The 19351-nt window shown below is 69.0% G+C and carries 17 protein-coding genes and 1 tRNA gene; 10 read left to right on the top strand and 8 right to left on the bottom strand.

Annotated features, from left to right (window positions below):
* Nucleotides 1–20: 20 nt before the first annotated feature.
* From HCT63_RS02845 to HCT63_RS02860, 4 genes are all read left to right on the top strand, one after another.
* Nucleotides 21–1208 carry a low temperature requirement protein A gene (locus HCT63_RS02845; protein ID WP_208322236.1) on the top strand — a complete coding sequence of 396 codons (1188 nt, stop codon included), beginning with the start codon at nucleotides 21–23 and terminating at the stop codon, nucleotides 1206–1208.
* 25 nt (nucleotides 1209–1233) lie between these two features.
* Entirely contained in the window at nucleotides 1234–3495 is a 2262-nt protein-coding gene (gene tmk, locus HCT63_RS02850; RefSeq protein ID WP_243842858.1) for a dTMP kinase, read from the top strand.
* Nucleotides 3492–4649 carry a DNA polymerase III subunit delta' gene (locus HCT63_RS02855; RefSeq protein WP_167001287.1) on the top strand — a complete coding sequence of 386 codons (1158 nt, stop codon included), beginning with the start codon at nucleotides 3492–3494 and terminating at the stop codon, nucleotides 4647–4649. Before tmk ends, HCT63_RS02855 begins: the two co-directional genes overlap by 4 nt.
* A 93-nt stretch (nucleotides 4650–4742) precedes the next feature.
* On the top strand, nucleotides 4743–6281 hold the full coding sequence (locus HCT63_RS02860; RefSeq protein WP_167001289.1) for an alpha/beta hydrolase: 1539 nt from the start codon (nucleotides 4743–4745) through the stop codon (nucleotides 6279–6281).
* A gap of 201 nt (nucleotides 6282–6482) precedes the next feature.
* On the opposite strand, the gene HCT63_RS02865 is transcribed toward HCT63_RS02860, so the two are convergent.
* The 3 genes from HCT63_RS02865 to HCT63_RS02875 all read right to left on the bottom strand — a co-directional run bounded on the left by HCT63_RS02865 (nucleotide 6483) and on the right by HCT63_RS02875 (nucleotide 8362).
* A complete protein-coding gene (locus tag HCT63_RS02865; RefSeq protein WP_167001291.1) occupies nucleotides 6483–7565 on the bottom strand; it encodes a Fic family protein in 1083 nt (360 codons plus the stop codon).
* A 120-nt stretch (nucleotides 7566–7685) separates the two neighbouring features.
* The gene (locus tag HCT63_RS02870; protein WP_167001293.1) at nucleotides 7686–8087 is read right to left on the bottom strand and encodes a TIGR03618 family F420-dependent PPOX class oxidoreductase; all 402 of its coding nucleotides are present in this window, start codon (nucleotides 8085–8087) and stop codon (nucleotides 7686–7688) included.
* A complete protein-coding gene (locus HCT63_RS02875) occupies nucleotides 8087–8362 on the bottom strand; it encodes a chorismate mutase (protein ID WP_208322299.1) in 276 nt (91 codons plus the stop codon). The genes HCT63_RS02870 and HCT63_RS02875 overlap by 1 nt, the downstream gene beginning before the upstream one ends.
* A 151-nt stretch (nucleotides 8363–8513) precedes the next feature.
* Here HCT63_RS02875 and HCT63_RS02880 point away from each other — a divergent pair.
* Together HCT63_RS02880 and HCT63_RS02885 are read left to right on the top strand one after the other, a co-directional pair.
* Nucleotides 8514–8589, top strand: a tRNA-Thr gene (locus HCT63_RS02880).
* Between the two features lie 108 nt (nucleotides 8590–8697).
* Nucleotides 8698–9279 (top strand): dihydrofolate reductase family protein, encoded by a 582-nt coding sequence (locus HCT63_RS02885; RefSeq protein WP_167001294.1) that lies wholly within the window; start codon nucleotides 8698–8700, stop codon nucleotides 9277–9279.
* A gap of 33 nt (nucleotides 9280–9312) precedes the next feature.
* Here the strand turns inward: HCT63_RS02885 and HCT63_RS02890 are convergent, their stop codons facing one another.
* Both HCT63_RS02890 and HCT63_RS02895 read right to left on the bottom strand, forming a co-directional pair.
* Nucleotides 9313–9957 (bottom strand): CoA transferase subunit B, encoded by a 645-nt coding sequence (locus HCT63_RS02890; RefSeq protein WP_167001295.1) that lies wholly within the window; start codon nucleotides 9955–9957, stop codon nucleotides 9313–9315.
* A gap of 1 nt (nucleotide 9958) precedes the next feature.
* On the bottom strand, nucleotides 9959–10672 hold the full coding sequence (locus HCT63_RS02895) for a CoA transferase subunit A (protein ID WP_167001296.1): 714 nt from the start codon (nucleotides 10670–10672) through the stop codon (nucleotides 9959–9961).
* A 163-nt stretch (nucleotides 10673–10835) separates the two neighbouring features.
* Between HCT63_RS02895 and HCT63_RS02900 the strand changes: the two genes are divergently transcribed.
* Complete coding sequence (locus HCT63_RS02900) at nucleotides 10836–11591, top strand: IclR family transcriptional regulator (protein WP_167001297.1); 756 nt, start codon at nucleotides 10836–10838, stop codon at nucleotides 11589–11591.
* A 223-nt stretch (nucleotides 11592–11814) separates the two neighbouring features.
* Here HCT63_RS02900 and HCT63_RS02905 read toward each other — a convergent pair whose 3' ends face one another.
* From HCT63_RS02905 to HCT63_RS02915, 3 genes are read right to left on the bottom strand one after another with little or no spacing between them, the layout of a single operon-like run.
* Nucleotides 11815–12630 carry a citryl-CoA lyase gene (locus tag HCT63_RS02905; protein WP_167001298.1) on the bottom strand — a complete coding sequence of 272 codons (816 nt, stop codon included), beginning with the start codon at nucleotides 12628–12630 and terminating at the stop codon, nucleotides 11815–11817.
* Entirely contained in the window at nucleotides 12627–13859 is a 1233-nt protein-coding gene (locus HCT63_RS02910; RefSeq protein WP_347877915.1) for a CoA transferase, read from the bottom strand. The genes HCT63_RS02905 and HCT63_RS02910 overlap by 4 nt, the downstream gene beginning before the upstream one ends.
* 25 nt (nucleotides 13860–13884) lie before the next feature.
* Nucleotides 13885–14619: an IclR family transcriptional regulator gene (locus HCT63_RS02915; protein ID WP_208322237.1), complete on the bottom strand. Its 735-nt coding sequence runs from the start codon at nucleotides 14617–14619 to the stop codon at nucleotides 13885–13887.
* 235 nt (nucleotides 14620–14854) lie between these two features.
* Here HCT63_RS02915 and HCT63_RS02920 point away from each other — a divergent pair, with 235 nt between their 5' ends.
* The 3 genes from HCT63_RS02920 to HCT63_RS02930 are packed head-to-tail and all read left to right on the top strand — an operon-like array spanning nucleotide 14855 to nucleotide 19346.
* Complete coding sequence (locus tag HCT63_RS02920) at nucleotides 14855–16336, top strand: aldehyde dehydrogenase family protein (protein WP_167001301.1); 1482 nt, start codon at nucleotides 14855–14857, stop codon at nucleotides 16334–16336.
* 40 nt (nucleotides 16337–16376) lie between these two features.
* Nucleotides 16377–18167, top strand: a complete 1791-nt coding sequence (locus tag HCT63_RS02925; protein ID WP_167001302.1) for a thiamine pyrophosphate-binding protein — start codon at nucleotides 16377–16379, stop codon at nucleotides 18165–18167.
* Between the two features lie 33 nt (nucleotides 18168–18200).
* A complete protein-coding gene (locus tag HCT63_RS02930; protein ID WP_167001303.1) occupies nucleotides 18201–19346 on the top strand; it encodes an ABC transporter substrate-binding protein in 1146 nt (381 codons plus the stop codon).
* The last annotated feature ends 5 nt before the right edge of the window (nucleotides 19347–19351 follow it).

A 19351-nucleotide genomic window follows, 5' to 3' on the forward strand; every position in this document is an offset into this window, starting at 1 on the left:
GGCGGACCTACGCTGAGCGGGTGCCGACGATCGGAATGCTCAGCCTCGGCGGGCTGCCCGCGCGCGACCCGGGAGAGCAGCACAGGTCCGCGACGCCGCTGGAGCTGCTCACCGACCTGTGCTTCGTGGTCGCGGTCGCGCAGGCATCGACGCAGCTGCACCACGCGACGAGCGAGGGCCACCTCGCGACCGGGCTGCTGCACTACGCGCTCGTCTTCTTCGCGATCTGGTGGACGTGGCTGAACTTCGCGTGGTTCGCCTCGGCGTACGACGACGACGGTGTCGCGTACCGGCTCCTCACGCTCCTGCAGATCGTCGGCTCGCTGGTCATCGCGGCGGGGATCCCGCAGATGTTCGACGGCGACTTCCTGCTCGTGGTCATCGGGTACGTCATCATGCGCGTCGGGCTCGTGGCCCAGTGGCTGCGCGCGGCGGTCGGTGACCCGGGGCACAGGGCGACGTGTCTGCGGTACGCGGGCGGGATCGCTGCGGTCCAGTGCCTGTGGTTCGTCCTGCTCCTCGGTCCCCGGGGGCTGCAGGTCCCCGAGTTCGTGCTGTTCGCGGCGTGCGAGCTCGCGGTCCCGGTGTGGGCGGAGCGAGCGGGGCAGACCCCGTGGCACGCCCGCCACATCGCCGAGCGGTACGGACTGTTCTTCATCATCGTGCTCGGCGAGACCGTGCTGTCCGTGACGCTGGCGATCCAGCAGGCGGTGGACGACGAGGCGCTCGAAGGGAGCCTGCTCCCGGTGGCGACCTCCGGCGTCGTGATCGTCTTCGCGGTGTGGTGGCTCTACTTCGCCCGCGACTCGGCGGCCGCGGTGGAGCGGGCACGAGGCACGGGGATGGAGTACCTCTGGGGTTTCGGCCACTACCTGGTCTTCGCGTCCGCGGCGGCGGTCGGTGCGGCGCTGGCGGCACGCGTCGACGTCGTGACCCACCACGGGAGTGCGGCGGGTGCGAGCGGGCTGCTGCTGTGCCTGGCGGTGGCCGTGCTGCTGGCGGCATGCTGGGCGCTGACGGTGCTCCCGGAGGACCGCTCGGTGACGACCGGGACGCGATGGGCGGTCGCGGTCGTCGTGGTGCTGGCGCTCGCCGCCGTACCGTCTCCGGAGCTCTGGGTCGCTCTGACCTGCGCCCTCCTGTTGGCCGCCGAGCTGTACGCCGCGTCACCTCAAGGTCGGGTCAGGGACGCGCCGGAGGCGAGCTGACAGTTCGGATGGATACTCTGAACGGGTGGCATACGACCCCGCAGGCACGGCTGCAGACACTGACGTCAACGGGATCCGCACGGTCATGCGGATCAAGGTGTTCCGTCGGTTCTGGGCTGCGCTCGGGCTGGCGTCGCTCGCCGACTGGATCGGCCTGCTCGCGCTGACGGCGTTCGCCAACTCGCTCGCCGAGGGCTACGCCGGCAAGAACTTCGCGATCGCCGCCGTCCTTTTCGCGCGGCTGGCGCCGGCGCTGGTGATCGGCCCGTTCGGCGGCTACGTCGCCGACCGCATGGACCGCCGCGTCACGCTGACGGCGGGGCTCTTCCTGCGGGCGGTGATCTTTGCGAGTATCCCGCTGGTCGGCACGCTGTGGTGGCTGGTGGTCGCGACCGTGCTCATCGAGGCCGTCAACGCCGTCTGGATGCCGACCAAGGACGCGACCGTCCCGACACTGGTGCCCCGCGAGAACCTCGAGGACGCCAACCGCCTCAACCTCGCCACCACGTACGGGTCGGCGCTGCCGGCCGCGGCGCTCTTCATCGTCGCGACGTGGCTCACGAAGGCGGTCGACGGGCTCTTCCCGGTCTCGATCCCCGACGTCGACCCGACGATGTACATGGTGGCGATCCTCTTCGCGCTCGGCGGCCTGGTGATCCTCGGTGCGCGCGAGATCCCCGCAGGCGCTGGTGCCGACGAGCAGGTCGGCGTGTGGCGCACGATCGCCGACGGCTGGGCGTACGTCTTCCGTACGCCGCTGGTGCGCGGGCTGGTCCTCGGCATCGTCGGCGCGTTCGGGTGCGGCGGCGTCGTCATCGGGCTCGGGCGTGTCTTCGTCGGAGACCTCGGTGCAGGCGACCCCGGCTACGGCACCTTGTTCGGTGCGGTGTTCCTCGGCCTCGGCCTCGGCATGTGGCGCGGCCCCAAGGTCCTCGTCCAGGTGAGCCGCCCACGGATGTTCGGCGTCGCGCTGGTCGGAGCGGGCCTCGGTCTCCTTGTCGTCGCGCTTGTGCACAACATGGCGCTCGTGACGATCTTTGTGACGCTCGTCGGGTTCTGCGCCGGCGTCGCCTGGATCACCGGCTACACCCTGCTCGGGCTCGAGGTCGAAGAGGAGATGCGCGGACGCACGTTCGCGTTCGTGCAGTCCCTCGTCCGGCTCGTGCTGTCCGGCGTCCTCGCGATCGCGCCGCTCGTCGCCGGACTCATCGGCAGCCACACGATCGAGCTGCGCGACCTCGGCGACTTCACCTACACCGGCTCGCAGATCGCGATCCTCATCGCGGCGCTGATCGCGACCGTCTTCGGCCTGGTCTCGTTCCGCCAGATGAACGACCGGCACGGCCTCACGCTGCTCGCCGAGCTCAAGCAGGACGCGGCGACGGCTCCTTCGTACTCCACGAGCGGGCTGTTCATCGCGTTCGAGGGTGGTGAGGGTGCAGGCAAGTCCACGCAGGCGTGGATGCTCGCCGAGGCCCTGCGCGCCGACGGCTACCGCGTGCTCCTCACCCGCGAGCCGGGAGCCACGCCGGTCGGCGAGAAGATTCGCGCCATCCTGCTCGACCCTGCGACGGGCGAGCTCGCGCCCCGCGCCGAGGCGCTGCTCTACGCCGCGGACAAGGCCGACCACCTTGAGAAGGAGGTCAACCCGGCGCTTGCGCGAGGCGAGATCGTGATCACCGACCGCTACGTCGACTCCGCCCTCGCCTACCAGTCGGGCGGGCGCGCGCTCGATCTCGACGAGGTCGAGGCCGTGGCACGGTGGGCGACCTCGCGGCTGCGGCCGCACCTCACGGTGCTGCTCGACGTCGACCCCACGCTGGGTCGCTCGCGCTTCGGCGAGGCCGACCGTCTCGAGGCGGAGCCGGAGGAGTTCCACCAGCGCGTGCGCGAGACGTTCCTCGAGCTCGCCTCGAAGGACCGCGACCACTACACGGTGGTGCGCGCCGACCGCGACGTCGTCGACATCGCCGACGCCGTCCTCGACCGTGTGCAGCCCCTGCTCGGTCACGTGGAGCGCGTGATCGCGCCGCTGCGACCGCCGCCGCCGGGATCGCCGTTCGAGGAGCACGAGCAGCCGGACGAGGGCGGCCCCGACGACGACACCCGGATCGACCCGAGCGCGCTCGAGGAGCGCGTCGAGTCGTTCGAGGAGGCGTTCGTCGGGTACGACACGGTGGCCGAGGGCGGCGATCCTGCCCAGGCCGACACGGAGGAGGCGGGCCCCGACCGCGATTCCGACGCCGGGCGTACGGACGGTGCGTACGGGCGTGGAGGCGACCGGTGACCGTCTGGGACGACCTTGTCGGTCAGGACGCGGTCGTGGCGACCCTCCGGTCGGCGGTGGCCTCGGCGCAGGAGCGCCTCGCAGGCGGTCCCGGCCCCGCGATGACCCACGCGTGGCTGTTCACCGGCCCGCCGGGCTCAGGCCGGTCCAACGCCGCGCGCGCGTTCGCCGCCGCGCTCCAGTGCGAGTCCGGGGGCTGTGGCGAGTGCCGGGCGTGCCGTACCGCGCTGACGGGCGCGCACGCCGACGTGGCGCTGGTCAGCACGGACGGGCTGAGCATCGACGTCGGCGAGGTGCGTGAGCAGGTACGCATGGCCGCGATGCGACCCGTGCAAGGACGCTGGCAGGTCGTCGTCGTCGAAGACGCCGACCGGCTGACCGAGAAGGCGGCCGACGCGCTGCTCAAGAGCCTCGAGGAGCCTCCGCCCCGTACGGTCTGGATGCTGTGCGCACCCACCGCCGAGGACGTGATCGTGACGATCAGGTCGCGCTCGCGCCAGGTCGTGCTGCGCACGCCTCCGATCGCAGCCGTCGCCAAGATGCTCGCCGAGCGCGAGCAGGTGTCGCCCGAGCTCGCACTGCAGGCCGCACAGGCCTCGCAGGGCCACGTGGGTCGCGCGCGGGCCCTTGCCACGAAGGAGGCGGTGCGCGAGCGCCGGCGGACCGTCCTCGCGATCCCCGGATCGCTGACCTCGCTCGGCGCCTGCCTGGACGCCGCGGCGACGATCACCCAGACCGCCCAGGCACAGGCCGACGAGGTGGCCGAGCGGCTCGAGGGCGCGGAGCGCGACGCGCTCAAGATGGAGTTCGGCGTCGAGGACCGCGGGCGCCGGCCGGCTGGCTACGCGGGTCGGCTCGGGTCCTTGGAGAAGGACCAGAAGCGCCGCCGTACGCGCATCGCCCGTGACTCGATCGACGGCGTCCTCATCGACCTGCTGTCGTTCTATCGCGACGTGCTCGCGTTGCAGACGGCGCCAGGCGCCGAGCTCGTCAATGCCGACGTCGCGGCGAGCGTCGCCGACCTTGCGGGTTCAGGTCCGCCCGAGCAGACCCTCCAGCGGATCGAGGCCATCCTTGCGTGCCGTAGGGCACTCGAGGCCAACGCGGCTCCGCAGCTCGCCCTCGAGAACCTTCTTCTCACGCTGCGCCGCTGAGTCTGCCCCCTGTGGACGCCCGCCGACCGTCGTCGGCGAACTCCCGTACGGTGGCATGCACGATCGAGTTCGCCTTCACGGAGGGAGCACGGAGTGCGTGGTCGCAAGAGTGCCGCGGGTCTTCTCGCAGGTCTGGTCCTCGTCGCCGCCTGCGGCAGTGCCGAGGACACGCGTGACTCGGCGCTGTCCGCGACAGCGCCATCCGACGCTCCGACCTCGGCGACCGGCGGCGACGTCGCTCCGGAGCTCGCCACGTTCTACGAGCAGGACGTCGCGTGGACCGCGTGCGGCCGCTATGAGTGCGCGAGCGCCGAGGTACCCGTCGACTATGCCGATCCGATCGGTGAGCGACTCACCCTCAAGATGAGGCGGCTGCCTGCAGGTGACCAGCGGGCGCGTCGGGGGTCGCTGTTCATCAACCCGGGTGGTCCCGGCGGCTCCGGTGTCGACTACGTCGCGCAGTTCACCGCGGTCGCCGGCGACGACCTCCTCGACGCCTACGACGTCGTCGGCTTCGACCCGCGGGGGGTCGGTGCGAGCACACCGCTGGAGTGCGCGACGACCGCGCAGCTCGACGCCTACGTCAACACCGACCCGACTCCCGACGACGCGACCGAGGAGCAAGCGTTCTACGACGCGGCGCTCACGCTCGGGGAGCGGTGCGAGTCCGAGGGTGGCGAGCTCGCCGGCCACGTCTCGACTGTCGAGGTCGCCAAGGACCTCGACATCCTGCGCGCCGTCGTGGGCGATCCGACGCTGAGCTACTTCGGCGCCTCGTACGGCACGATGATCGGCGCGACCTATGCCCAGCTGTTCCCCAAGCGTTCAGGTCGGCTCGTGCTCGACGGTGCCATCGACCCGTCGCTCGACTCCGAGGGCCTCAACAAGGGCCAGGCCGAGGGCTTCCAGACCGCGCTTCGGGCCTACCTCGAGTCGTGCACCAAGCAGGCCGACTGCCCGCTCGGCAACGACGTCGACACGGCGCAGCAGCGCCTGTCCGACTTCCTCTCGGGTCTCGACACCACGCCGCTGAAGACCTCGACCGAGGGTCGGCCGCTGACCGAGGCGATGGGCTTCTACGGCATCGCCGTGACCCTCTACAACGCCGACTACTGGGAGCTGCTCACCCGTGCACTCCGCCAGGGGCTCCGGGGCAACGGCACGCAGCTCCTCTTCCTCGCCGACACCTACCTCTCGCGCGGCGAGAACGGCTACGAAGACAACTCGGTCATCGCGCTCGTCGCGGTCAACTGCCTCGACGACCCCTCGACGATGACGCTCGAGCAGGCGCGCGAGTCGGTGCCCGAGTTCGACTCGGTGTCGCCCGTGTTCGGTGACAACTTCGCCTGGTCGCCAGTGACGTGCACCGCGTGGCCGATCAAGCCGGCCCAGGAGGCACCCGAGATCCGAGCCGAGGGCGCGCCACCGATCGTGGTCGTCGGCACGACGCGAGACCCAGCGACGCCCTACCAGTGGTCCGAGGCGATGGCCGAACAGCTCGCGTCGGGGGTGCTCGTGACGCGCGACGGCGACGGCCACACCGGCTACGCGATGGGCAACGAGTGCGTCGACGACGCGATCGACGACTACCTCGTCACCGGGACTCCACCCCGCGAGGGCTTGACGTGCTGACCCCGCCGTTGATCGAGTAGGGGCATGGCGCGAGCCGCGTGATGGCCCCCGCCTCGTGGAGACCGACCCCCGATCGCCGGGTCGGGTGTGCGATTCCCCCGTCCGCACCCGGCCCGGCTTCCACGTTCGCCGTACGAACGACGAGGCGTTTCGCCCACATGCTGGCCCAAACGCCTCATCGTCTTGTCGGGTCTCAGGAAGTCACTCCGGACGGGTGAGCACGTCGAGGAACTCGTGGTTGACGAAGAGCCGTTCGCGACCCACCTTGATGTCGTGCAGCAGACCGACGTCCACGAGAGCGCGTAACCATGTCGAGGCCGTTTGTCGTGAGACGTCGCATCGGTCGACCACCGTGCCGATCCGGCAGTACGGCTGCTCGAACAGCACGGCGAGGAACTGCGCGTCGCGGCCGCCCGGCGTTGCCGTCCGCGCTCGTTCGGCGATCTCGTCCTGGCACGAGCGGATCGCGCTGATCTTGCGTGTGGTGGAGAGCGCGGACTCACTGACGACCGAGAGCATGTAGAGGATCCATTCGATCCAGTCACCGTCGACGGTGACGGCACGCAGAAGCCGGTAGTAGTCGTTCTTACGGGCGATGATCGACCGGGAGAGATAAAGAATCGGCTCGTCGAGGAGCCCGGCTTCGATGAGCATGAGGATGTTGATCACACGCCCCGTACGCCCGTTGCCGTCGTGAAAGGGGTGGATCGCCTCGAACTGGTAGTGGGCGACCGCCATCCGTACGAGCGGGTCGAGGTCGTCCTCGGCGTGGACGAAGCGCTCCCAGGCTGCCAGCTTCTCGCGGATCAACGAGGCGCCTTCGGGTGGAGCGTAGATGATCTCTCGGGACACGGGATTCGCAATCCTCGTACCCGGCACTGCGCGCACGTCCATCTCGCGACCTTGGAGACGGGTGCAGATCATCGCTGTGGTCCGCGTGGAGAGTGGCCGCTTCCTGATGGCGTCGACTCCGGCGAAGAGCGCGCCCCGGTAGCGTAGGGCTTCTTTCGTCGCGTGATCTCCGCCCTCGGAGTCGGCATGCTTGAAGAGCTCGTCCGCCGTGGTGACGATGTTCTCGATCTCGGAGCTGGCTTGCGCCTCGAGGAGAGGAACGGCATGGATCAGGACGTTCGGGTTGGGCAGCAGCCGACCGGCCTGAGCGAGTGTCGCCAAGGCGGCACGTGCCTCGATCGCTGCCTTGAGCACGCGCTTGGGTTCGAGGTCGATGTCGAGGGGAGGCAACGGCGGCAGGTCGTTGTACGGGATCTCCGGGTCCCACGACATGTGTTAACTCCTTCGACTGGTTCTCCGGATACGTTAAAAGAACGAGGAAAACTTAACATGTCGTCCGGACATGGTGAAGCACCGAACATGTTTCCCGAGGGTGCTGCCGTGCCGTACGGGCTACGGCAAGCGGCCGAGGATGCGGTCGACGTCGACGAGGATCGTGACGCGGTCCGGGTTCTCGCGGGGCTGCTGATAGCGCTCGGCGTACCGGCGGACGGACTCGGCGATCTCGTCCGGGTCCCGGCTCACGCGCGCAACGCCTTCGAGGGTGACCCAGTAGCCGCGGTCGATGTGGCACAACGCCACGCGCGCGCCACCCTCCCCGGCAGCCTCGATGTTGCGGACCTTCGTCGAGCCGTCGTTCGTGATGACGCGCGCCGTCCGCGTCTCCGCGTCGTACGTGACGCCGACCGGTACGACGTGCGGGGTGCCGTCCTTGCGGGGCGTCGTGAGCGTGGCGAGGTGGCGGTCGCCCATGAAGATGACCAGCGCCGGGTCGTCGTACGCGAGGCGCGGCATCAGCCTCGGAACGCCTCGTGGTGGCGGATGACCTCGGAGATGATGAAGTTGAGGAACTTCTCCGCGAACGCCGGGTCGAGATCGGCGTCGACCGCCAGGGCGCGCAGGCGAGCGATCTGACGGGCCTCGCGCTCGGGATCGGCCGGCGGGAGGTTGTGCTCGGCCTTCAGACGGCCCACCCGCTTGGTGCACCGGAACCGCTCGGCGAGGATGTGGACCAGCGCCGCGTCGATGTTGTCGATGCTCGCCCGCATCTCCTCGAGCTCGGTGATCACCGCCGGGTCGGGCGTGATCTGGGGCGTCGACTCGGGCGTCGGATCGAGGGGTTCGCTCACGCGACAGGAGTCTACGGCCCCCGTTTTGGGCCGCCCGAACCGTCTCGGATACACTCGTCATCGGCCAGCGGGCGATCCTCGCGAGGCCGTCGCCGCTTTAGCTCAGTCGGCAGAGCGTCTCACTCGTAATGAGAAGGTCGTCGGTTCGATTCCGACAAGCGGCTCCACTAGTAAGTCCAGGTCAGAGGCGGTCTTCGGACCGCCTCTGCTGCGTTCTGGGGGCGACAGCTCACGACACGCTAGTTTGGGGCATCCCGAGGCAGAGGAGCGGCCCCATGGGCACAGTCGTCATGTACAGCTCGGTGTCGGTGGACGGCTTCATCGCGGACGAGAACGACCAGCCTGGCCCCTTGTTCGACTGGTTGCTCAGCGGTGACGTGCCGTTGGACGGGAGCGGCGCGTTGAAGGTCTCGCAGACGTCCTACGACTACACCCGGCCGTACTGGGACCAGATCGGGGTGACGATCGCCGGCCGCCACGTCTTCGACATGACGGACGGCTGGGACGGGGAGCCTCCGGGCGGTGTCGACCACGTGGTCGTCGTGACGCACCGGCCCGCGCCCGAGGGGTGGGACCCTGAGGCGCAGTTTCACTTCGTCGACGGCGTCGAGGCAGCCGTGGCCAAGGCGCAGGAGCTTGCGGGTGACCGCATCGTCGAGGTCGCTGCTGGCGAGGTCGGTGGCCAGGTGTTTGCCGCAGGCCTGGTCGACGAGGTGCGCATGGACGTCGTGCCCGTCGTGCTCGGGTCCGGCAAGCGCTACTTCGGGTCGGTCCACGCGCAGCACCTGTTGGAGGATCCTGACGTGGTGATTCAGGGCAACCGGGTGCTTCACCTGCGCTATCGGGTGCGCCGTTGAGGGCCGGGCGTGGAACCCGCCTGACCCCTTCGCTCACGCGACGGCGCTGGTCTGCCGCAGCGGCGCGGCGGTCTTCGACGTCAGCTCCTCGAACGTGACGCCGGGCGCGAGCTGAAGGACCTCGAGCCCGTCCTCGGTCACGTCCATGACCGCGAGGTCGGTGACGATCCGGTCGACCACACCGACGCCAGTGAGCGGGAGCTCGCAGGTCTCGACGATCTTCGGGGCGCCGTCGCGGGCGACGTGCTCGGTGAGGACGACGATGCGCCGCGTCCCTGCGACGAGGTCCATCGCCCCGCCCATCCCCTTGACGAGCTTGCCCGGGATGGTCCAGTTCGCGAGGTCGCCGTTGGCCGCGACCTGCAGCGCTCCGAGGATGGCGATATCGACGTGGCCACCGCGGATCATCGCGAACGAGGTCGCCGAGTCGAAGATGCTCGCACCGTCGATGGTCGTGACGGTCTGCTTGCCGGCATTGATGAGGTCGGCGTCCTCCTCACCCTCGTACGGGAACGGGCCCATACCGAGGATGCCGTTCTCGCTCTGGAGCACCACCGAGACCCCGTCAGGGAGATGGTTGGCGACCAGCGTCGGGATGCCGATGCCGAGGTTGACGTAGTCGCCGTCGTGCAGCTCCTGGGCGGCCAGCGCGGCCATCTCGTCTCGCGTCCACGCCATGTCAGGCCTCCTGCTTCGCGGGGTTCGGTCGGGTCGTCCGCTGCTCGATGGGCTTCACGCGCGGGCGTGCCTCCACCAGGCGGTTGACGTAGATGCCGGGGGTCGCGACCTCGTCGGGGTCGAGGTAGCCGTCGAGGACATGCTCGGCCTCGGCGACCGTGACCTTGCCGCAGGTCGCGACGACGGGGTTGAAGTTGCGCGACGTGAGCCGGTAACGGAGGTTGCCCGCCTGGTCGGCGGTGTGCGCGTGCACCAGGGCGAGGTCGGCGACGATGCCCCGCTCCTGCACGTACGTCTCACCGTCGAACTCGGCCGTCGGCTTGCCCTCGGCGACCTGAGTCCCGACGCCCGTACGGGTGTAGAAGGCGGCGATGCCGGCGCCTCCTGCGCGCATGCGCTCGGCCAGCGTCCCTTGGGGCGCGAACTCGACGTCCAGCACCCCGTCGAGGAACTGCTTGGCGAAGAGCTTGTTCTCGCCGACGTACGACGCGATCACCTTCGCGACCTGGTTGTTCTCCAGCAAGATCCCGAGACCGGCGCCGTCGACGCCCATGTTGTTGGAGACGATCGTCAGCCCGGTCACCCCCGAGTCGCGTACGGCCTCGATGAGGTCGAACGGGTTGCCGCTCAACCCGAAACCACCGACGGCGATCGTGATGCCGTCCTTGAGCACTCCGTCGAGCGATTCGGTCGCGTCTTCTCTGAGCTTGCGCATAGGTCCGCGGAACTCCTGTGTTCACTGGTCGGTCGCACTGAGTGAACGTCGTCACACCGTACGGCGTCAACCACCCGGCAGATGTCGCGGAGGATCTTCCCGCTGCGCGGACGCTGAGCAGACACCTGCGTCCACTCAATGAACGCGCAGATAGGCTCGGCAGATGCCGGAGTCGACGCAGATGGTCGGTCGTGTCAGTGCGCTGCTGCGCGCGCTCGCCGCCACCGAGAGCGACGGCCTGACGACGACCGAGGTCGCACGGGCGACCGGGCTCCCACGCCCCACCGTCCACCGGCTGCTCGAGTCCCTCGCCGAGGAGGGCATGGTCGATCGCGACGGGCGGACAGGTCGCTGGTTCCTCGGCCCTGAGCTGTACGTCCTCGGGGCGCGCGCGGCCTCGCGCTTCGCGGTGACCGACGACGCGGCGAGCGCGGTGCGCCGGCTCGCCGAGGCGACCGGCGAGAGCGCGTTCTTCTCCGTCCGACGCGGCGACGAGACCGTGGTGCTCCTGAGGCAGGACGGTTCGTTCCCGATCCGCTCGTTCGTCCTGTACGAGGGTGCACGGTTCCCGCTCGGTGTGGTCTCGGCCGGCATCGTCCTCCTCGCCTACCTGAGCGAGCACGAGATCGCCGACTACCTCGCGAGGGCCGACCTCACGCAGGCGTGGGGCGAGACCCACAGCGAAGCGGCGATCCGTGAACGGATCCGGCTCACGCGCGAGCGCGGGTGGTCGCTGAACCCAGGACTCGTTGTCGAGGGAAGCTGGGGCATGGCCGCCGCCGTCTTCGACGGTGACGGCTCACCGCGATGGGCGCTCACCCTCACCGGCGTACAGGGCCGGTTCGTCCCCGACCGTCAGGCCGAGCTGGGGCACCTGCTGCTCGCTGAGGCCCACCACCTCTCACGCGCGCTCAGCTGAGGAGCTGCGCTGTCAGGTGACGGCGCTGGATCTTGCCCGAAGGCGTCTTGCCACCGACGGTGCCGGCCTCATCGCTCAGCGCGGAGGACTCCTTGCCGTGCGGCGACACGGTGTGATCTACTTCACGAACGTACCAGTTAGTACATGTCCTGAGCCGCGAAAGGACCGGGTCATGAATCCCCCTCCGCGTGTCCTCGTGAGCTCCAGTGTGGCGCCGTGGCGTCTACTCGGCCGCCCGAAACGTCGGCAGGATCGACGGCGGGATCGGCCCCTTGTTGCGCCGTCCGCTCTGTCGTTCCTCCCAGGCGTGGGCGAGGATGCCTACGCTGCGGCTCAGGACGAAGAAGCCGCGGGCCAGCTCGGGCGGGAAGCCCAGCTCGGCATAGATCACCGCAGTCGCTCCGTCGATGTTCATCGGGATGGGCCGCTCTCGGCCGCTCGCCAGAAGCGTCTCGACGGCGAGGGCTGCTTCGAGGTACTTGCCGGAGACGGCGCCGGCGCCGGCGGCGTCCTCGACCATGCCGAGCAGCGGATCACGGCGAGGGTCGCGAGGATGGAAACGGTGACCGAAGCCGGGGATATATCGGGACCGTTCGCGCCATCGGGCGACCACATCCTCGGTCGCCGCCTCGATCGTCAGCCCTTCGTTGACGGCCGTGACGATCTCCTCGAACATCTCGACGCATTGTTGTCCTGCTCCACCGTGGTGGTCGCCGAGGGTGTTCACCGCCGAGGCCATGGCGTTGTTGATGCCGACGCCGCACGAGGCGGCGATCCGCGCGACTGCGATCGACGGCGCCTGGGGGCCGTGGTCCATGGACGCGACCATGGCGGCCTGGAGGAGCGCGGCCTGGGCCGGGGAGGGGCGGTCGCCCCGCACCAGGAACCATGCAGAGGTGACGAGGTCGTCGGCCCCGATCATGTGCTGGACGGGGGTGCCGCGGTGCTCGACCTCGCCGGGGGCGATGCGGGTGATCGCGGTCTCCCACCAGTCCGCCACGGCCTGGACGGTGGGCTCGGGATAGCGGTCGACCGTCACGATCCCGCTCCGGCGCGGATGGAGTCGTGTTCGCGTCCGGACCGGCGAAGCTCGTCGAGCTCGCCGTTGTGCTCTCCGAGCAAGGGCGGCGGCCCCTGGGGGCGCAGCGGGCGGCCGTCGAGATGAATGCCGTTGCTGCTGGTCCTCACGACCCGGTCCGGGCGGCCGGGGAAGGGCACATCGTGGAAGAACTCCCGGTACGCCAGTTGCTCCGACTCCACCGCCTGGGCGACGGTGAGGATGGGGGCTGCGGGAACTCCGGCGGCGGACAGCTCGCTCGCCCACTCGCCAGCCGACCGGTCGGCGAGCGCGGCGTCGATCTCGTCGTTCAGCTTCTCGCGATGGATCTTGCGGAGGTCTCGGGTGGCGAAGCGTGGGTCGTCGAGGAGGTCGACGCGGCCGATAACCGTGCAGAGCGTGACGAACTGGGCCTGACGGTTCGCAGCGATATTGAGGGGGCCGTCGTCAGCGTGGAAGGTCCCGGAGGGTGCGGCGGTCGCGTTCTGGTCGCCCATGGGGACGGTCTCGATCCCGCTGATCAGGTAGTTGGAGACCGCCCATCCCATCGCGGACACCGACGCCTCGAGCATCGACAGGTCGAGATGGGCTCCACGACCCGTGCGTGCGCGCCCCGCGAGCGCACTGCTGATCGCGAAGGCCGCCATGAGTCCGCCGACGCTGTCGGAAACCGGAAAGCCGATCCGCAGGGGCGCGGTGTCGGCACTCCCGGTGATGCTCATCATTCCGGAGAGCCCTTGCACGATTTGGTCGTACGCCGGCGCCTGGCTGTCGGGTCCGGTCTGGCCGAACCCGCTGATCGCGCAGTAGACCAGTGCCGGGTTCAGCGCCTCGAGCGTGTCCCAGTCATAGCCCAGGCGGGTGAGCACGCCGGCCCGGTAGTTCTCGAGAAGTACGTCTGCGCCACGTACGAGGTCCTCGAATGCCGCCTTGCCCTCGGCATCCTTGAGGTCGAGCTCGACCGACTTCTTGCCGGCATTCTGCGCGAGGAAGGAGGCACCCAGGCCGACGTCGTTGAGTGCCGGGTCGGGACCGAGGTGGCGGGCCAGGTCGCCGGAGCCGGGCTTCTCCACCTTGACGACCTCAGCACCCATGAGGCTCAGTTGAAAGCTGCAGTAGGGACCCGCCAGCACGTTCGTGAGATCGAGTACGCGGATGCCGCTCAACGGTAGGTCTTCCACTCGTGCCTCTTCCTGTGGCCGCTCGGCCACGTGTCTTGTTGGGTCGGGTCTGTCGCTACGCCTCGAAGGGGTGCGTGAACCCTCGGGCGGTCATCTGTGCCGAGGCGGAGATGAGCTCGTCGACGAAGACAGCCACACGTTCGTCGGTGAACCGCGCGGTCGGACCGCTGAGGGACAACGCCGCACCGACGCGGCCGGACGGCGCGATGACCGGTACGGCGACGGCCGACACCCCGATCTCACGCTCGCCGTGGCTCACGGCGAATCCGTCCTCGCGGGCTCGCCCCACTGCCTCGCGGAGGTCCGGAAGGCGCTCGGCCCCTTGGGGGGACATGGCGGCCACCCGCTCGAGGGTGGATGTTGGTGCGTCGGAGAGCAGCACCTTCGAGGAGGCGCCTGCCCAGAGCGGCAGCTGGTCGCCCACCTGGACGACGTGGCGAAGCGTCTGAGTGCCCTGCTGCTGCGCGATGCACACACGCTGCAGGTCCCGGGTGACATAGAGGTTGATGGTCTCGCGCGTCTTCTGGCCGGTCTCGCGCATCAGGTGACGGATCTCCGCGGGGAGCTCCCAGCTCCGACGGGCGAGGTAGGCCCAGCGCCACAGCCCGGGTCCGGCCGTGACGCCGGCGCTCGTGGTCCACACGAGTCCGTTCTTTCCCAGCGTGGCGAGCATGCGGACGACTGTGGTCTTGGCGAGACCGGTCTCCTTGACGATCTCCCCGACCGTGACCACGGGACGGTCCTCGCTGAGCAGTGCCAAGATCTCGACTGCACGCTGAACGCTTCGCACCCCTCCGTGGTCGCCAGAACTCTTACCGCTTGCCGCCTCAGGCATCGTCATTCGTCCTCTCGTGTCGGAGACGTGGGCTTGTGCCGCTGATTTTTCGCTCACAGTCTCATCCGACGGGGTCGATCGAATCCAATTGTGGTCGATCGCTTGCCAGTGGCCTGCCTCACGGCTTACGTTACCCCAAGACCGCACAGCGGTCCAGAAGGTCCGACTAGTGGTCCATGAAGGGGATGGCGTGCTCGATCAGATTCTCAGCGCCGCGGCAGAGGGACGTGTCATGGATGCGCCGTCGTACGTGGGCGGAGCCTGGACGAAGGACGGGGAGGCATGTGAACGATCCGGGCCGTGGTTGCGGGAGACGGTGACGGTCGCGTGGAAGCCGACGCCGGAGATCGTCGAGCGGGCGCTGGCGAATGGCCCAGCCGGTGCGCGCGCGGCGGCTCGTTACTCACCGGCGCACCGGGCCCGTGTCTTGCACCGTGCGAGCGAGCTCGCACGAGTGCACCGCGACGCGATCGCCACGGTGATAGCCCGTGAGCTCGGCAAGCCTGTCTCCGACGGCGGACGCGAGCTGGACCGGGTCGCCGACACGCTAGCCGTGTGCGCGGACGAGACGCGACGCATAGGAGGAGAGGTCCTTCCTGTCGCTGGTTACGACAACGGAGTCGGCAATACGGCGATGACCTTCCGTGCGCCCCTGGGTGTCGCGCTGGCGATCACCCCGTTCAACGCGCCGGCCAACCTCCTCGCGCACAAGCTCGGTGCCTCGTACGCCGCGGGCAACACGACCATCGTGAAGTCCCCGCCGCAGGCGCCGGCGACCACGGCCTGCGTTGTCGCGCTGCTCCTCGAGGCAGGCATGCCGCCCGAGGCCGTGCAGCTCCTCCATGGCGACGGCATGCTCGGCGCGACCCTGTGCGCCGCGCCGGAGGTCGCCGTCATCAGCTTCACAGGCAGTGTCGCGACCGGCAACGCCGTCGCCCGCGCTGCCGGGGCGAAGCCGCTCGTCCTCGAGCTCGGCGGTAACGCGGCCACCATCGTCTGTGACGACGCGGACGTCGATCGGGCGGCACGGATCTGCGCCCGTACGGGATTCTCCAACTCCGGCCAGAGCTGCATCTCGGTCCAGCGGATCTACGTTCACTCGTCGGTCCTCGACGCGTTCCTCCACGGGCTGCGGAAAGAGGTCGCGCAGCTGGTCGTGGGCGATCCGGCCGATCCGCGCACCGACGTGGGGTCGATGGTCGACGACGCAGCCGCTGCGCGGGTTGAGCGCTGGGTCGCTGACGCAGTCGACGGGGGTGCCGAGCTGGTGTGCGGTGGCACTCGCGACGGTGCCACCCTCGCGCCGACCGTCGTCGCCAGGCCGGCCGCCGACGCGACTCTCGTCACCAGCGAGGCCTTCGGAGCGGTCATCGCCGTCATGGCGTTCGACGACCTCGAGGAGGTCATCGACCAGTGCAACGACAGCCGGTACGGCCTCCAGGCGGGGCTCTTCACCGAGCGGATGGACCGCATCCTCCTCACGTGGCGCGAGCTGCAGGTCGGTGGCCTGATCGTCAACGGTTCCTCGAACTTCCGCCTCGACCACATTCCCTTCGGCGGCGTCAAGGACTCCGGCTTCGGACGCGAGTCTCCCGCTCACATGATCGACGACTACACGTCGGTCAAGACCCTCATCATCCGCGACCACACGATCTGGGGAGAAGAGCGATGACCATCTCGATCCCCACACGCGACCCCTCCGAAAGGCATCGATGACCACCACGACGACATCAGCCGGCACCGCCCAGGACGACGCGGGTGGGCCGGTCGTGACAGCGTCGGACGTCCTTGTCCGACAGCTCGAGGGCTACGGCGTCGAGTACATCTTCGGCACGTGCGGTCACAGCAACATCGCCCTGCTCGACGCGATCGGCCGCAGCTCGATCACGTTCGTGATCGCCCGTCACGAGCAGGCCGCCGCCCACGCCGCCGACGGCTACGCCCGCATCAGTGGCAAGCCCGGCGTGGTGCTCATGCACGTGGGCCCGGGGATGATGAACGGCGTCACCGGCGTCGCCACGGCCGCGTTCGACTCCGTCCCGCTGATCGCGATCAGCGGCGACGTGCCGTCGTACTACCTCGGTCGTCACCCGCACCAGGAGGTCAACCTGCACCAGGACGGCGACCAGGGGGCGATCTACCGGCCGTTCACCAAGCGGGTCTGGAATGTCACGCGGGTCGAGGACCTCCCTAGGTTCACTGAGCGGGCGTTCTGGACTGCCACCTCAGGACGGCCCGGTGCCGTCCTCCTGAACGTGCCGATGGACATGTTCTCCCGGCCCCTCGCCCTCGAGACGGCCGACGCGTACCCGGTCGTGGCGGTGTCGACGACGCCCGGAGTCGGCGAGGCGGAGGCGAAGCGGGTCGCGGACCTTCTCGTCTCGGCGGAGCGGCCGCTCGTCTACGTCGGCGGAGGGCTACGGACCGAGCGTGGGCGAGAGGCACTGATCGCCCTTGCTGAACACCTCGACATCCCGATCGCACACTCGTTGATGGCCAAGGGGACGGTGCCGGACAGGCACCCGCTCCTTATGGGTATGACGGGCTTCTGGGGGTTGGAGCTCACCAACGACTACACCCGTGAGGCCGACGTGGTGCTGGCCTTCGGGACCCGGTTCGCCGAGACCGACTCGAGCTCGTGGGACGACCGCTACACGTGGGGGCTCCCGCCCGGAAAGCTCGTCCAGGTCGATCTCGATCCTGCCGAGATCGGGCGCAACTACCCGGTCGAGGTCGGTATCGTGGCCGACGCGTCCCAGACCGTCGAGGCCGTTCTGGCGCAGTTGAGGCAGTCCTGTCCCGAGCGGCGTCCCCGTGCAGGGCTGCGCGAGGCGATCGAGTCGACACGGACCCGGCTGTTCGAGGACAGCCGCGACCGTGGTGCCTCCGACGCGTTCCCGCTCCGCCCCGAGCGGATCCTTCGCGACCTGCGTGACGGTCTGCCGGACGACGCCATCCTCGTCACCGACGTGGGGTGGAACAAGAATGGTGTCGCCCAGTGCTACGACCTGCCGCCACGGGGCCGCTTCATCACCCCCGGAGGACTCTCGACGATGGGATTCGGTCCGGCGGCCGCCGTGGGCGTCCAGGTTGCCGCACCCGACAAGGTCGTCGTCGCCCTGATCGGCGACGGGGGGATGAGCGCGCAGCTCCCGGCACTCCCGATGGCAGTGGAGCAGGGGCTACCGGTGGTCTTCGTCGTGATGAACAACCGTGCGCACGGCACGATCGCCGACCTGCAGGCGTCGAACTTCGGCGCATCGTTCGGTTGTGAGTTTCAAGACCCGGACGGCAACCCCTACAGCCCAGACTTCTCGGTGATCGCGCAGGCGTGCGGCGCCGACGGCTACCGCCCGGAGTCGGCGGGTGCCTTCTCCGAGGCGCTTGCTCAGGCGGTCACGAACCGCAGGCCCGCCGTCATCGATATCGCGATGGTCAACGAGCCGGTGCCGACGCCGGGCCACTGGAACATCAAGGACATCTACCACGGCCGTTTCGCCTGATCCGGCTGCCTACACGAAGAAGTGAGGACACCCATGACCCCAACCCGAATGCTGATGGTGGCCGCCGCGGCCGGCATCCTGCTGACCACGACGGCTGCCTGCGGCACCCCAGGCGAGGACGACTCGAACGCCTCGACGACCGGCGACATCAAGATTGCCCTCGCCGATGCGCAGAGCGGCCAGCTCAGCGCGCTCGGCGCCTGGGAGCTGAAAGGGGTGGAGCTCGCCGTCGACGAGTGGAACAAGAACGGCGGAATCGACGGGCGCAAGCTCAAGCTGACCGTGTACGACTCCCAGGGCGACCCGACCACCGGTACGTCGATCGCGCGCAAGATCACGAGCGGTGACTACGTCGTCATGTTCGGCACGGCGGAGAGCGCCGTGACGCAGGCGATGAACCCGATCCTGCGCCAGGCGGAGATCCCGAGCATCACCTCGGGCCAGTCTCCGGCCATCTCGGAGCTGGGGAGCCCATTCCAGTTCCTCAACGGCCCGACCAGCGTGACGTACGACGAGACACTGGTTCGGTACCTCGTCGAGGACAAGGGATACAAATCCTTCGCCATGGTCACCAACAACGGCGGCTACGGCACCGGCGAGCACGACGCCTTCAAGGCTGCGCTCGCGTCGCGGGACATCGAGCCGACCCACGACAAGGTGGTCACCGCGGAGCAGAAGGACTTCAGCTCGATCCTCACCGACATCCGGTCGAAGAAGCCCGACGTCCTCTTCATCGGTGCCGAAGAGGTTCAGGCCGGCCTGGTCGCGAAGCAGGCCCGCGAGCTCGGTATCGAGGCGGTGTTCGCGGGCGCGGCGCCGCTCGCGACGAACGTGTACGTCGAGACGGCTGGCAAGGACAACGCCGAGGGCACGATCGTCAGCACCCCGTACCTGAGCAACGACGAGAACGACGCGTCGAAGAAGTTTGCTGCGGCGTACGAGGAGGAGTACGGCGAGGCAGCCGAGATGCACGGAGCCAAGGCGTACGACGGTGCGAACATCTTCTTCACGGCGCTCGAGGCGACCGGGGGGAAGGGCGGCAAGGAGCTCGCTGACGAGATCCGCTCGATCTCGTACGACGGCCTGCTCGGCACCTTCGAGTTCGACGAGTCGGGCGTGGGGATCCACGAGACGAAGGTCGGCACCATCCACGGAGGAACGCTGACGGCAGTGCAGTGACAAGA

This window comes from Mumia sp. ZJ430, from assembly GCF_011751845.1.
Classification (GTDB): domain Bacteria; phylum Actinomycetota; class Actinomycetes; order Propionibacteriales; family Nocardioidaceae; genus Mumia.